Source organism: Streptomyces sp. NPDC058872 (assembly GCF_042743065.1).
GTDB lineage: Bacteria > Actinomycetota > Actinomycetes > Streptomycetales > Streptomycetaceae > Streptomyces.
Genome location: NZ_JBHYMK010000065.1, coordinates 1 through 11,347 on the forward strand (window position 1 = coordinate 1; position 11,347 = coordinate 11,347).

At 73.9% G+C, this 11,347-nt stretch carries 12 protein-coding genes and 1 pseudogene; 4 read left to right on the forward strand and 9 right to left on the reverse strand.

From position 1 onward, the window contains the following. Positions 1–95 precede the first annotated feature (95 nt). The 6 genes and pseudogenes from ACFW22_RS30295 to ACFW22_RS30320 form a co-directional block, all read right to left on the reverse strand. On the reverse strand, positions 96–1,127 hold the full coding sequence (locus tag ACFW22_RS30295) for a LuxR C-terminal-related transcriptional regulator (protein WP_386410611.1): 1,032 nt from the start codon (positions 1,125–1,127) through the stop codon (positions 96–98). A 186-nt stretch (positions 1,128–1,313) separates the two neighbouring features. Further along, complete coding sequence (locus ACFW22_RS30300) at positions 1,314–1,745, reverse strand: Fur family transcriptional regulator (protein ID WP_386410614.1); 432 nt, start codon at positions 1,743–1,745, stop codon at positions 1,314–1,316. Positions 1,746–1,865: 120 nt separating this feature from the next. Beyond that, positions 1,866–2,759, reverse strand: a complete 894-nt coding sequence (locus ACFW22_RS30305) for an SAM-dependent methyltransferase (protein ID WP_386410617.1) — start codon at positions 2,757–2,759, stop codon at positions 1,866–1,868. A 156-nt stretch (positions 2,760–2,915) separates the two neighbouring features. Continuing rightward, positions 2,916–3,287: a GNAT family N-acetyltransferase gene (locus tag ACFW22_RS30310; RefSeq protein ID WP_386410620.1), complete on the reverse strand. Its 372-nt coding sequence runs from the start codon at positions 3,285–3,287 to the stop codon at positions 2,916–2,918. 233 nt (positions 3,288–3,520) lie between these two features. Next, positions 3,521–4,432: a M56 family metallopeptidase gene (locus tag ACFW22_RS30315; RefSeq protein ID WP_386410623.1), complete on the reverse strand. Its 912-nt coding sequence runs from the start codon at positions 4,430–4,432 to the stop codon at positions 3,521–3,523. A gap of 128 nt (positions 4,433–4,560) precedes the next feature. Then, positions 4,561–4,920, reverse strand: a pseudogene (locus ACFW22_RS30320) (BlaI/MecI/CopY family transcriptional regulator); the annotation flags it as partial. Positions 4,921–5,003: 83 nt separating this feature from the next. Here ACFW22_RS30320 and ACFW22_RS30325 point away from each other — a divergent pair. Continuing rightward, positions 5,004–5,159, forward strand: a complete 156-nt coding sequence (locus ACFW22_RS30325) for a hypothetical protein (protein ID WP_386410627.1) — start codon at positions 5,004–5,006, stop codon at positions 5,157–5,159. Positions 5,160–5,199: 40 nt separating this feature from the next. On the opposite strand, the gene ACFW22_RS30330 is transcribed toward ACFW22_RS30325, so the two are convergent. From ACFW22_RS30330 to ACFW22_RS30340, 3 genes are all read right to left on the reverse strand, one after another. Further along, on the reverse strand, positions 5,200–5,481 hold the full coding sequence (locus ACFW22_RS30330; protein WP_015035316.1) for a metal-sensitive transcriptional regulator: 282 nt from the start codon (positions 5,479–5,481) through the stop codon (positions 5,200–5,202). A 34-nt stretch (positions 5,482–5,515) separates the two neighbouring features. Beyond that, positions 5,516–7,783: a heavy metal translocating P-type ATPase gene (locus ACFW22_RS30335; protein WP_386410630.1), complete on the reverse strand. Its 2,268-nt coding sequence runs from the start codon at positions 7,781–7,783 to the stop codon at positions 5,516–5,518. 145 nt (positions 7,784–7,928) lie between these two features. Further along, positions 7,929–8,216 carry a heavy-metal-associated domain-containing protein gene (locus tag ACFW22_RS30340; protein WP_386410704.1) on the reverse strand — a complete coding sequence of 96 codons (288 nt, stop codon included), beginning with the start codon at positions 8,214–8,216 and terminating at the stop codon, positions 7,929–7,931. Between the two features lie 186 nt (positions 8,217–8,402). Between ACFW22_RS30340 and ACFW22_RS30345 the strand changes: the two genes are divergently transcribed. The 3 genes from ACFW22_RS30345 to ACFW22_RS30355 all read left to right on the forward strand — a co-directional run bounded on the left by ACFW22_RS30345 (position 8,403) and on the right by ACFW22_RS30355 (position 11,208). Then, positions 8,403–9,368, forward strand: coding sequence for a hypothetical protein (locus ACFW22_RS30345; RefSeq protein WP_386410633.1), 966 nt, complete (start codon positions 8,403–8,405; stop codon positions 9,366–9,368). A gap of 51 nt (positions 9,369–9,419) precedes the next feature. Then, complete coding sequence (locus ACFW22_RS30350) at positions 9,420–10,112, forward strand: copper homeostasis protein CutC (RefSeq protein WP_386410636.1); 693 nt, start codon at positions 9,420–9,422, stop codon at positions 10,110–10,112. Positions 10,113–10,290: 178 nt separating this feature from the next. Beyond that, entirely contained in the window at positions 10,291–11,208 is a 918-nt protein-coding gene (locus tag ACFW22_RS30355) for an aminoglycoside phosphotransferase family protein (protein WP_386410639.1), read from the forward strand. Positions 11,209–11,347: the final 139 nt, after the last annotated feature.

Below are 11,347 nucleotides of genomic sequence, written 5' to 3' on the forward strand. Positions count from 1 at the left end.
ATCTTCGTTTGTCCACACACCAACCGATGATCACGCGGTGGCCGTACCCGTTCCCAGCCAGGGTCGCCACAAGATCGCGAAACCAGACTGGAGTACTAGGGCACGGGTTCCGGCCCCTCGCCGGTCAGCAATCCCAGCCGAGCGGCCTTGACGCCGGCCTCGAAGCGGCTGGCCGCCCCCAACTCCTGCATCACCTCGGACAGCAGACGACTCACCGTCCGCAGCGAAACGCCCAGGCTGCGCGCGATCTGTTCGTCCTTGATCCCCGAGGCGAGCATCTGCAGCGCGGCCCGCTGCTGGTCGGAGAGCCCGTCTCCGCGGGACTGCCCCGGTTCCTCCCCGTGGCGGGAGGCCGCCTGCCAGCAGTACTCGTACAGGGCGAGGTACGAGCGGACCAGCCCGGGGCCGCGGGCCAGGATGGTGGGCGAGTCCGGGTCGTGCGGGTCCGTCGGCAGCAGCGCGAAGTTCTCGTCCGCCAGCACCATGTTCATCGGCACGACGGGGGAGAGGCGCAGCTCCACGCCGAGCGCCGCCCGGTCGTCCAGGTGCTGGCCCATCTCCGGCACGGTGCCCACCCGCCGGCTGTACATGGCGCGGACCCGGACCCCGCGGGCGGCCCGGGAGCGGTCCCGCTCCAGCTCGGCGGCCATGTCCTCGCGCCGCACGGAACCGGTGTGCATGACGTGGACGGCGGTGCGCACGGACGTCGTGAGGTCGGCCAGTTCGCGCAGCACCCGCTGCCGGTCGGTGACGATCTCCACCTCGACCTCGGAGCGGGGCGCGGCCCCGGCCCGCAGGAACGGCCCGGCGAGCGCCTCCAGGGCGGTGTGCGCGCGGCTCGTCGCGGCGAGGCGGTCCTGGAGCCGGTCACGCTCCCGGCGCAGCAACCGCAACAGTGCGACATCGGGATCGACGACGACGGGGCGGGGGTCCGGACCCTCCCGACGGTCCGAGGGGTCCGGGGCCGGTGGGGCGGTCAGTCCTAAGGAGGCGAGTTCCTGGCGGCACCGCTCCCGTTCGTCGGCCGAGAGTTCCAGACGGTCCGCGACCTCGTCGAAGCCTGCTTCGGGACGGGCGCGCAGCTCCTGGTAGACGGCGAGTGCCTGATCGCTACCCGTGCGGGTCACGGCGGCGTTTCTGGACACGGCGCAGCAGACTCCCCTCGGATCCCACCCGGATCCCGTTGAATCGCCCCGCTAGACCCTGCCACAAAATCGAACGCCACGCACGGAGTTGACGGTGGCTCACGCCGGGCTCCGACGGGTCGCCGGCGGGCCGCCCGGGGGCGGTCGACGCGGTGCCGACCGGGGGGCTCAGCCGGCGGATCCGTCGGCCCGGCAGTCGGGGCACAAGCCCTTGAAGACGACCTCCGCGTCCTCCGTCCGCCACCCGGGCAGGGCGCCGCGGGGCGGCTCGGGCGCGGTCGCCACGACGTTCTCCACCCGGCCGCACCCCGTGCACAGGGCGTGCTGGTGGGCCGGCCCGGAGATCTCGAAGACCGCGGGCAGGCCCGGCCGGTCGAACTTGCTGACCAGACCGGTCTCCTGGAAGTGCCGGAGCATCTCGTACACGGCCTGGCTGGTCAGCGTGCCGAGCCGCTCGCGGGCCGTCGTGGTGATCGCCTCGACGTCGAGGTGTCCGCCGGCGGCGAGCACCGTGAGCACCTCCAGGCGCGGGCCCGTGACCCGCAGCCCCACGTCACGCAGGTGCTGGATCACCGCCTCGCGGCCCGTCAGCTCCTTCACGACCGCCACCTTTTCCGCCCGCAATCTGGTCGGCTCAAACCTTTGCTGGCATCGTACCTCTTGCCCCTCCACCCCGGCAGTCGCTCTTCGGCCGTTCGCCGGCTCCGCCCCGCCGTCGGGTCAGCCGTCCGTCCGGCACACCAGCAGGACCGACTCGGTCCGCTCGTCGATGCGGTGGCGGCGCCGACCCTCGACGTGCAGTCCCGCCGCGTGCAGCTCGGCCGCGAGCCGCTCGGGATCGACGATCCACTTGTCGGTGGTCAGCACCACCCGCTCCGTGGACAGCTTCCCGGTCCTGGTCGCGTAGTAGGTGATCCGCTCGCTCATCGACCGCAGGTCGAACACCTGCCGGGCCACCACCCACTCGTCGATGCCGTCGAACCGGGGCACTTGGAAGGCCCAGGTCCGCTGCGGTTCCGCGATCAGGTCCGGCACCTGGTGCACGGTGTAGTCGAGGGCGAGCGCCCCGCCCGCCTCCAGGTGGGCGGCGACCTCCCGCAGGAGCGCGGAACGGCTGGCCGGCGGGACGGCGGTGACCATCGCGCCGGCCAGCAGCGCCAGCCGGTAGCTGCCTTCGAGGCGGAGCCCGGCGAGGTCCGCCCGGTGGGTGACCACCAGCCCGGCCACCTGCGGGCCGATCCGGCGGGCCCAGTCGTCGAGGCGCTCCAAGGCCGAGGCGTCCCGGTCCACGGCCTCCACGGCGAAGCCGTGCCGGGCGAACGGGACGGCGAGCCGCCCCGCGCCGGAGCCGAGGTCCAGGACGGGTCCGCCGGTGGAGCGGGCGAGACCGAGGTACCGGACGATGTCCGCGCTGTGCGGACCGAGCAGGGCGTCGTGCAGCCAGACGGAGTCCTCGTCGGCCGGGGAGACCGACTCCAGCCCGGGAAGGGTGTCGGCGGTGATCCGGATGCCCGCTCCGGGAGCGGGCTCCCGGTCGTGACCGCATCGGGACGGCAGGACCGGAGCGAGCGCTGCGGGCACGACGGGCAGGGAAGTGCCGCTCGGTGTGTGCATCGCTCCTCCAGGGGCTCGCTCGGTCCATGCCGTCCGGGCGGGGGACCCGTGCCGCCGGGCCCGCACCGCTGGAACCATCCTGACCTGCGGACGAACCCCGATCCATCGGATCGGGTTGCGTGAACACGCGATGGCGTGGATCTGCCACGGTCGGTCTCAGTCGAGCGGTCTGCTCCAGCGCTTCGGCGCGAGGGCCGTGAAGCCCAGACGGGAGTAGAAGGGGAGCGAGGGGTCGGCCGCCGCCGGGAGTTCGACCCGCTGCTCCCGGGCGCCGTGGCCCCGCATCCGCTCGGTCGCCGCCGCCAACAGGGCCGTACCGACCCCGGCGCGGCGGGATCCGGGCGCCACCGCCAGCGCGTACAGCTCGCCCTCGCCGGGCACCGGCACGCCCCCCGCGGCGACGCCGACGACCGTGCCCTCCGGGCCCGTGGCGACCAGCCAGCCGAGCCAGCCGGGCGCCCCTCCCGGAATTTCAATTTCCGCCCGTATGCGGGGGAGCGCGCATTGGGCCGAGATCAGCCGTCGCATCGGGATTTCATCCAGTATTCCGGCGTAGCTGCTCCGAATGATGTCGGCAAGCAGTCTGGATATGGTCGTCGCGTCGCCGGCCGCTGCCGTGCGAACGCCAGCGAGCTGCATTGGTCGTGCACCCTTCGACGTGCCGAGTCCTTGCCCCAACGTACCCACGATAGCGGCGAATTCGACGAGCCGCGGTCGATGGGAAATCTACGAATTCACTTAGTAAATAGTGCTGTTCGTGATTACCGGGGGAAGGAGCAGCAGGCGATGGCCAGGGGGGCCACGGCAAGGACGGCCGCCGCGATCGACAGCAGTCCGCGCAGGACGGGGTGTCCCGCGCCGTGCGGGGTGAGGATGCGTCGCATCCGCAGCGCCGCCGAGGGCCCGCCCGCGGCGAACGCGGACCGTGGTGCCCGCCCCGACGCCAGTGCGTAGAGCGCCGTCGCGAGCGCGTCCCGCGTGCACCGCCGCAGGGCCCGGTCGTCCGCGGCCATTTCGAGCAGCAGGGGCACGGCGGTCCCGCCGTGCCGGGCGAGCGGGAGCCGCGGGGCGACGGCCGCGAAGGCCTCCGCGGCCGCGACCAGGAGGTGGTGCCGTCCCGCGATGTGCGCCCGCTCGTGCGCCAGGGCCGCCGCGAGCTGGGCGGGGGTCAGGGCGTGCACCGCGCCCGAGGAGACCACGACCCGGCGCGACCGGCCGGGCAGGCAGTAGACGGCGGGCCGCTCGTCGTCGAGGACGGTGGCGCGCAGGGCGGGGTCGTACCGTCCGACGAGCCGCAGCACCTCCGCGTGCTTGGTCCGGGTCCGTCGGGCCCGGGCGAGGCGGCGGAGGAACGCGGCGGTGGGCACCGAGAGGACGAGCAGGGCGAGGAAGGCGGCGAACCGCTCCCGGTCGTCGAGGTGCAGCAGCTGGTGCGGGGTGGGCGGGCGGAGGGTGAGCAGCATGTCGGCGAGCCGGTGGCCACCGTCGTCGGTCAGGACGAGTTGGGCGGGCACCAGGGAGGTCGCGCCCGCGAACACGGTGCCGCAGCCGGCCCAGACGGCGAGCGCGAGCCGCGGGGCCTGCTGGGCCCAGCGGGCCCGGACCACGAGCGGCGGCACCAGGAAGCCGGTGAGGAGCGCGAAACCGAGCGGGACGAGCAGGTGGTGGTTCACGCGCCGGCCCCGTTCCCCGCCCGCTGCCCGTGCCCGGGACGCGGTTCCGGCTCACCGGCGTGCGCCCCGTTCCCGTGCTGCGGGACCCGCTCCCCGGCGGCCGGGTCCTGGTTCCCGGCGGCCGGGTCCTGGTTCCCCCGGGCGGCGCGGAGCGCGGCGTCCAGGGCGGCCAGGTCCTCGTCGGAGATGGCCTCGACGAAGCGGAGCAGGGCGGCGGGGCGGTCCTGGCTGTCGCCGAGGGCGTCCCGCATCAGGCCGGCGGTGTACTCCTCGCGGCTGCGGACCGTTTCGTACAGCCAGGCCCGGCCGGACTTCTCGCGACGGAGCCAGCCCTTGCGGTGGAGGATGTCCGCGACCGTCATCACCGTCGTGTAGGCGACCCGGCGCCCCCGGTTGATGTCGTCGACGACCTCGCGGACCGTGGCGGGCCGTTGCCAGTCCCACAGTCGGTCCATGATCTCGGCCTCCAGCTCTCCCAGCCGGCGCACGTGCATCCCCTCCCCTTGCGGGCGGCTCATCGTACGGGCCGCCCTCCTCGCCCAGGTATACCCCCCAGGGGTACAATGGCGGGATGGTGACCCTCATGGAGAACCGCCCTTGTACGAAGGCCTGCGACTCCGGTCTGCCCGGATCGGTGGAGTGGGTGCTCCTCCGCCAGCTGCTCGGCCTCTGTCTCCGGCTGAGCCTCACGCTGTCCGCCGACTGCCCTTCGCGCAAGAGCGGTTGACCCCGCTTCGGGGCTCCTCCGGGAGCCCCCGGCCCCTCCGTCACGTCCGGATGAGCCGGGCGATGGCCTTGGAGGCCTCGCCCACCTTCACCTTCGCCTGGTCCCCGCCCTGGGCGATGGCCTCCGTGACGCAGCAGCTCAGGTGCTCGTCCAGGAGGGCCACCGCGCAGGACTGGAGGGCCGCGTTGATGGCGGAGACCTGGGTGAGGACGTCGATGCAGTACACGTCCTCGTCGACCATCCGCTGCACCCCCCTGACCTGGCCCTCGATCCGCCTCAGGCGTCTGATGATGTCTTCCTTGTGCTGTCCGTAACCGGCCACGACGGGCTCCTCGGGGTTCGGCGATTCACGGGGATCAGCGGTCGGCGGCCTGGAAGCCCCGCAGCCGGAGGCTGTTGCCGACCACGAAGACCGAGGAGAAGGCCATGGCCGCACCCGCGATCATCGGGTTGAGCAGGCCGGCCGCGGCGAGCGGCAGGGCGGCCACGTTGTAGGCGAAGGCCCAGAAGAGGTTCGAGCGGATGGTGCCGAGCGTCTTGCGGGAGAGCCGGATCGCGTCGGCCGCGGCCCGCAGGTCTCCCCGCACCAATGTCAGGTCGCCGGCCTCGATGGCGGCGTCCGTGCCGGTGCCCATGGCCAGGCCCAGGTCGGCCTGGGCGAGTGCGGCGGCGTCGTTCACGCCGTCGCCGACCATGGCGACCGAACGCCCCTCTTCCTGCAGCCGCTTGACGACGTCGACCTTGTCCTGGGGCATCACCTCGGCGATGACCTCGTCGATGCCGACCTCGGCGGCGACGGCCTCGGCGACCGCCGTGTTGTCGCCGGTGAGCAGGATCGGGGTGAGGCCGAGGGCGCGGAGCCTCCTGATGGCCTCGGGGCTGGTCTCCTTGACGGCGTCCGCCACCTCCAGGACCGCACGGGCCTTGCCGTCCCAGGCGACCGCGATGGCGGTCTTGCCGTCCCGCTCGGCCTTCTCCTTCGCGGACTTGAGGCCGGCGGGGAGCTCCATCGCCCACTCTGCGAGCAGCTTCTCGCGGCCGACCAGGACGGCGTGCCCCTCGACGACGCCCTGCACGCCGAGACCGGGGACGTTGGCGAAGTCCTCGGGGACCGGCAGGGTGCCGACCTTGGCCGCGGCGCCGCCGGCCACGGCCTGGGCGATCGGGTGCTCGGAGGAGTGCTCCAGTGCGCCGGCCAGGCGCAGGACGTCGGTCTCGTCGGTGCCGTCGGCGGTGTGGACCTTGAGGAGGGTCATCCGGCCGGTGGTGACGGTGCCGGTCTTGTCCAGGACGATCGTGTCGACCTTGCGGGTGGTCTCCAGGACCTCGGGGCCCTTGATGAGGATGCCGAGCTGGGCGCCGCGGCCGGTGCCGACCATGAGGGCGGTCGGGGTGGCGAGGCCGAGGGCGCAGGGGCAGGCGATGATCAGGACGGCGACGGCGGCGGTGAAGGCGGCGGTGAGGCCCTGACCGGTGCCGAGCCAGAAGCCGAGGGTGCCGAGCGAGAGGGCGATGACGACCGGCACGAAGACGGCCGAGATCTTGTCGGCGAGGCGCTGGGCGGCGGCCTTGCCGTTCTGCGCGTCCTCCACCAGCTTCGCCATCCGGGCGAGTTGGGTGTCGGCGCCGACGCGGGTGGCCTCGACGACCAGCCGACCGCCGGCGTTCAGGGTCGCGCCGGTCACGGAGTCCCCGACGCCGACCTCGACGGGCACGGACTCGCCGGTGAGCATGGAGGCGTCGACGGCGGAGGAGCCCTCGACCACGGTGCCGTCGGTGGCGATCTTCTCGCCGGGCCGGACCAGGAAGCGCATCCCGACCTGGAGTTCGGCGGTGGGGACGGTGACCTCCCGACCGTTCTTGAGGACGGTCACTTCCTTGGCGCCCAGCTGCATCAGCGCCTTGAGCGCCGCGCCGGCCTTGCGCTTCGAACGGGCCTCGAAGTACCGGCCGGCCAGGATGAAGGCGGTGACGCCGGCCGCGGCCTCCAGGTAGATGTTCCCGGCGCCGTCGGTGCGGGCGATCGTGAACTCGAAGGGGTGCGTCATGCCCGGCGTGCCGGCGGTGCCGAAGAACAGCGCCCACAGCGACCACAGGAACGCGGCGGTGGTGCCGACCGAGATCAGGGTGTCCATGGTGGCCGCGCCGTGCTTGGCGTTGGTCCAGGCGGCCTTGTGGAAGGGCCAGGCGGCGTAGGTGACCACCGGCGCGGCCAGCGTGAGGCTCAGCCACTGCCAGTACTCGAACTGGAGCGCGGGGACCATGGCCATCGCGATCACGGGCACGGCGAGCGAAACGGCGGTGACCAGGCGCTGCTTCAGCGGTCGCAGTTCCGCGTCGGCCTTCTCCTCGTCGGAGGGGCCGTCCGCGCCGCCGTCGTGCGCCGGGCGCTCGGGCTCGGGTTCGGCGGCGGTGTAGCCGGTGGCCTCGACGGTGGCGATGAGGTCGGCGACGGCGATGTCGGCGTCGAAGGTGACCTTCGCCTTCTCGGTGGCGTAGTTGACGCTGGCCTCGACCCCGTCCATCCGGTTGAGCTTCTTCTCGATGCGGGCCGCGCACGAGGCGCAGGTCATGCCGCCGATGGCGAGCTCGACCTGAGCCGTGCCGGGTGTCGTCGTTGTCATGAGGTCTGCTCCTCGTGGATCGCGGTTCGGGGGCCGGGGCCCGGGCGTGGTGGGCGGACCCCGGCGGCCGGGGTGGTGCGGGCGGTGGCCGCCTGCCGGGCGGACCGTGGGGCGCCGGTGGGGCGCCGGTCGGCCCGGCGGCGGATCAGGCCCGGCCGGTCAGCTCGTAGCCCGCCTCGTCGACGGCCGCGGTGATCGCGGCGTCGTCGGGCGCGCCGCCGGTGGTCACGGTCACCAGGCCGCCGTCGACGTCGACGTCGACCGAGATGACGCCGTCCAGGGCGCTGACGGACTGGGTGATCGCGCTCTTGCAGTGGCCGCACGTCATGCCGGAGACGGCGTAGACGGTGACGGTGCCCTCGGCGACCGCGGTGGCGGTCGCCTCGCCGCCGGTGGTCGAGCAGCTGTTGTCGGGGGTGCAGCAGGAGCCCATGGCTTCCTCCTCGATCGGATCCACTTCAATCATACCCTTGGGGGGTATCTTGTCGTGAGTCCATGTATACCCCCCAGTGGTATACGACGCAAGCACGGCCCGGCGTGACTTTGATACCCCCCAGGGGTATGGTGAAGTGCATCGGGCGACCGGATGCCCATGTCACCCACGTACGGGAGAGCAGTCATGAACACCGGAGTGAAGATCACTGCCTTTGCCGCCGCGCTCGCCGCGACCTTCGGGACCGCGTACGGGGTCGGCAAGGGCGTCGGCCCCGTCGCGGAGCCGGAGAAGGCCGAGCACGGCGCACACGCGGCGCAGCCGCCGCAGGAGGCGGCGCCGGACGGTCACGCGGGGCACGGGGAGGAGGGGGCGGGGGCCGCCGAGGCCCTGCCGGGCGGCCTCCAGGTCTCGGAGGCCGGCTACACCCTGGCCCTGGACACCCCCACCCCCGCCCCCGGCCGGAGCACCCTGAGCTTCTCCATCAAGGACGCGGCCGGCAAGAAGGTCACCGCCTTCGCCACCGAGCACGGCAAGGAGCTCCACTTCATCGTCGCCTCGCGCGACCTCACCACCTTCCGCCACCTGCACCCGGTGAAGGCTCCCGACGGGACCTGGTCGGTGGACGCCGACCTGCCGGCCGCCGGCGGCTACAAGGCCTTCGCCGACTTCAAGCCCGCCGCCCCCGGCGCACGGGGGGTCACCCTCGGCGCGGACCTCGCGGTGCCGGGCGCGTACGCCCCGAAGCCGCTGCCCCCCGTCGCCCCGACCGCGACGGTCGACGGCTACCAGGTCAGGCTGGGCGGCACGCTCGACCCCGGCAGGGCGGGCGAGTTGAAGCTCACCGTCACCAAGGCGGGCGAGCCGGTCACCGACCTGGAGCCCTACCTCGGCGCGTACGGACACCTCGTCGCCCTCCGGGACGGAGACCTGGCCTACCTCCACGTGCACCCCCACGAGGGCGGCCCCGGCCCGGACGTCTCCTTCACCGCGACGGCGCCCAGCGCGGGCACGTACCGGCTCTTCCTCGACTTCCAGCACGGGGGTCGGGTCCACACGGCCGCCTTCACGGTCACGGCGGGCGCATCCGGTCGGGCGCCGGTCGCCACGCCCGGTGCCACGCACGGTGCGGAGGGGCACGCGCACGGCTAATCTGTTCATTGGACTAGACCTGTAGCCGTCATTCATGGAGGAATGGGCTCGATGAGCAACCGTGCAGTCCTTGAGGTGATCGCCCTCGACGAGGAAGACGCGGTCGCCGCCCAGACCGGTGGCGCCGACCGCCTCGAACTCGTCACCGACATGGCGGCGGACGGGCTCACCCCGTCCACGGCGTCCTTCACCGCCGTCCGGGCCGCCGTCGACATCCCGCTGCGCGTGATGCTCCGGCTCGGTGACGGCTTCGCCTCCGGCGACGTCGACGCCCTGGTGGCGCGCGCCTCGGAGCTCCGCGCGGCCGGCGCCGACGAATTCGTCCTCGGTTTCCTCACCCCCGACGGCGAGCCGGACCTGGTCGCGGTGGAGCGCCTGGTCGCCGTCCTCGACGGCTGCCGCTGGACCTTCCACCGGGCGATCGACCGGGCCGCCGACCGCGACGGGCTCCGCAAGGCGCTCGCCGACCTCCCCGGCCTCGACACCTATCTGACGGCCGGTGCCGCCACCGGCGTCGACGACGGCCTCCACACCCTGAAGGCCGAGGCCGCCCGCGCGGGCGAGCCGGGGTACGAGCCCCAGATCCTGGTGGGCGGCGGCCTCCGCCTCGACCACCTGCCGACCCTCCGCGCGGACGGCCTCACCGCCTTCCACATCGGTGGCGCGGCCCGCCCCCGGGGCTGGGCCGCCCCGGTCTCCGCGGACGTGGTCCGCACCTGGCGCGAGGCGCTGGACGCGCCGTAGGCCCGGACGAGGGGCCGCCCGTACGGGGCGGGCGCGCGGGGCGGGCGCCGTGCCACCCGCCCGGAGGCCCGCCCCGCGTTCCCCGCCGGGGCGGGCCTCCGGGCGGGAGCCCCGGGCGCCCCGCCCCGGTCCGAAAACCCGTGGCCCCCGAGAGGAGGCGCCGGCTAGCCTCCCGCGCATGCCCGCTCCCGCCGTCGACGCCGCGCTCGTCACGCGACTGATCGCCGCACAGTTCCCCCACTGGGCGGGTCTCCCCGTCCGGGCAGTGGACTCCGCCGGCACCGACAACGCCATGTTCCGGCTCGGCGAGGAGTACGCCGTCCGGCTGCCCAAGGCCGCATGGGCGGCGGACCAGGCCGAGAAGGAACAGCGCTGGCTGCCCCGCCTCGCCCCGCACCTGCCCCTCCCCGTACCCGCGCCCGTCGGCCACGGGGTGCCGGGGGCGGGCTACGAGCGGGCGTGGTCGGTGTTCCGCTGGCTGGACGGGGCCGACGCCCATCGCGCCCCGATCGCCTATCTCGCCGACGCCGCAAGGGAGTTGGGGAGATTCGTGCACTCCCTGCGCGGCATCGACGCCACCGGCGGCCCCGGCTCCTCCCGGGGCGGGCCGGTCACCGAGTGGGAGGAGGGCGGCATGCCGGCGGCCATCCGCGCCCTCGGCGCCGACGGCACGCTCGACCCCGCCCGGACCACGGCCGCCTGGGAATCGGTGCTCCGGCTCCCCCAGTGGGACGGCCCGCCCGTCTGGACCCACGGCGACCTGCTCCCCGGAAACCTCCTCACCCGTGACGGCCGCCTGCACTCCGTCATCGACTTCGGCTGCCTCGGCACGGGCGATCCGGCCTGCGACACGATGCCCGCCTGGTCGCTCCTCACCCCGGACACCAGACCCCTCTTCCGCGAGGCCGCGCGGGTCGACGACGCCACCTGGGGGCGCGGCCGGGGCTGGGCCCTGTGCTGGGGCGTCATGACCGAGCACCACTACCGGGGGAAGAACCCCGTGCTGGCCGCCGTCGCCCGCCGCACCTGGTCACAGGCGCTCCCCGAGTTCGCCCGCCGGACGGCCGGGGGACAGGCCCCCGGCGGTCTCGACTAGGCCGTGTCGTCAGACTCCCGTCTGCCCCGCGACGCCGGCCCGCGCCGGGGCGCCCCCCCCCGGCGCGCCCCGGGGGGGGGCCCCCCCGGGGGGCAAGGCCCCCCCCCCCGGGCCGGGGGCGGCGCCCCCTTGGCCAGAC

Bases quoted from the DNA above. Each gene is read 5' to 3' on its own strand.
- ACFW22_RS30335 (WP_386410630.1), bottom strand. From the start codon at position 7,783: ATGACAACGACGACACCCGGCACGGCTCAGGTCGAGCTCGCCATCGGC.
- ACFW22_RS30325 (WP_386410627.1), top strand. From the start codon at position 5,004: ATGGTGACCCTCATGGAGAACCGCCCTTGTACGAAGGCCTGCGACTCC.
- ACFW22_RS30305 (WP_386410617.1), bottom strand. From the start codon at position 2,759: ATGCACACACCGAGCGGCACTTCCCTGCCCGTCGTGCCCGCAGCGCTC.
- ACFW22_RS30350 (WP_386410636.1), top strand. From the start codon at position 9,420: ATGAGCAACCGTGCAGTCCTTGAGGTGATCGCCCTCGACGAGGAAGAC.
- ACFW22_RS30340 (WP_386410704.1), bottom strand. From the start codon at position 8,216: ATGGGCTCCTGCTGCACCCCCGACAACAGCTGCTCGACCACCGGCGGC.
- ACFW22_RS30310 (WP_386410620.1), bottom strand. From the start codon at position 3,287: ATGCGACGGCTGATCTCGGCCCAATGCGCGCTCCCCCGCATACGGGCG.
- ACFW22_RS30345 (WP_386410633.1), top strand. From the start codon at position 8,403: ATGAACACCGGAGTGAAGATCACTGCCTTTGCCGCCGCGCTCGCCGCG.
- ACFW22_RS30355 (WP_386410639.1), top strand. From the start codon at position 10,291: ATGCCCGCTCCCGCCGTCGACGCCGCGCTCGTCACGCGACTGATCGCC.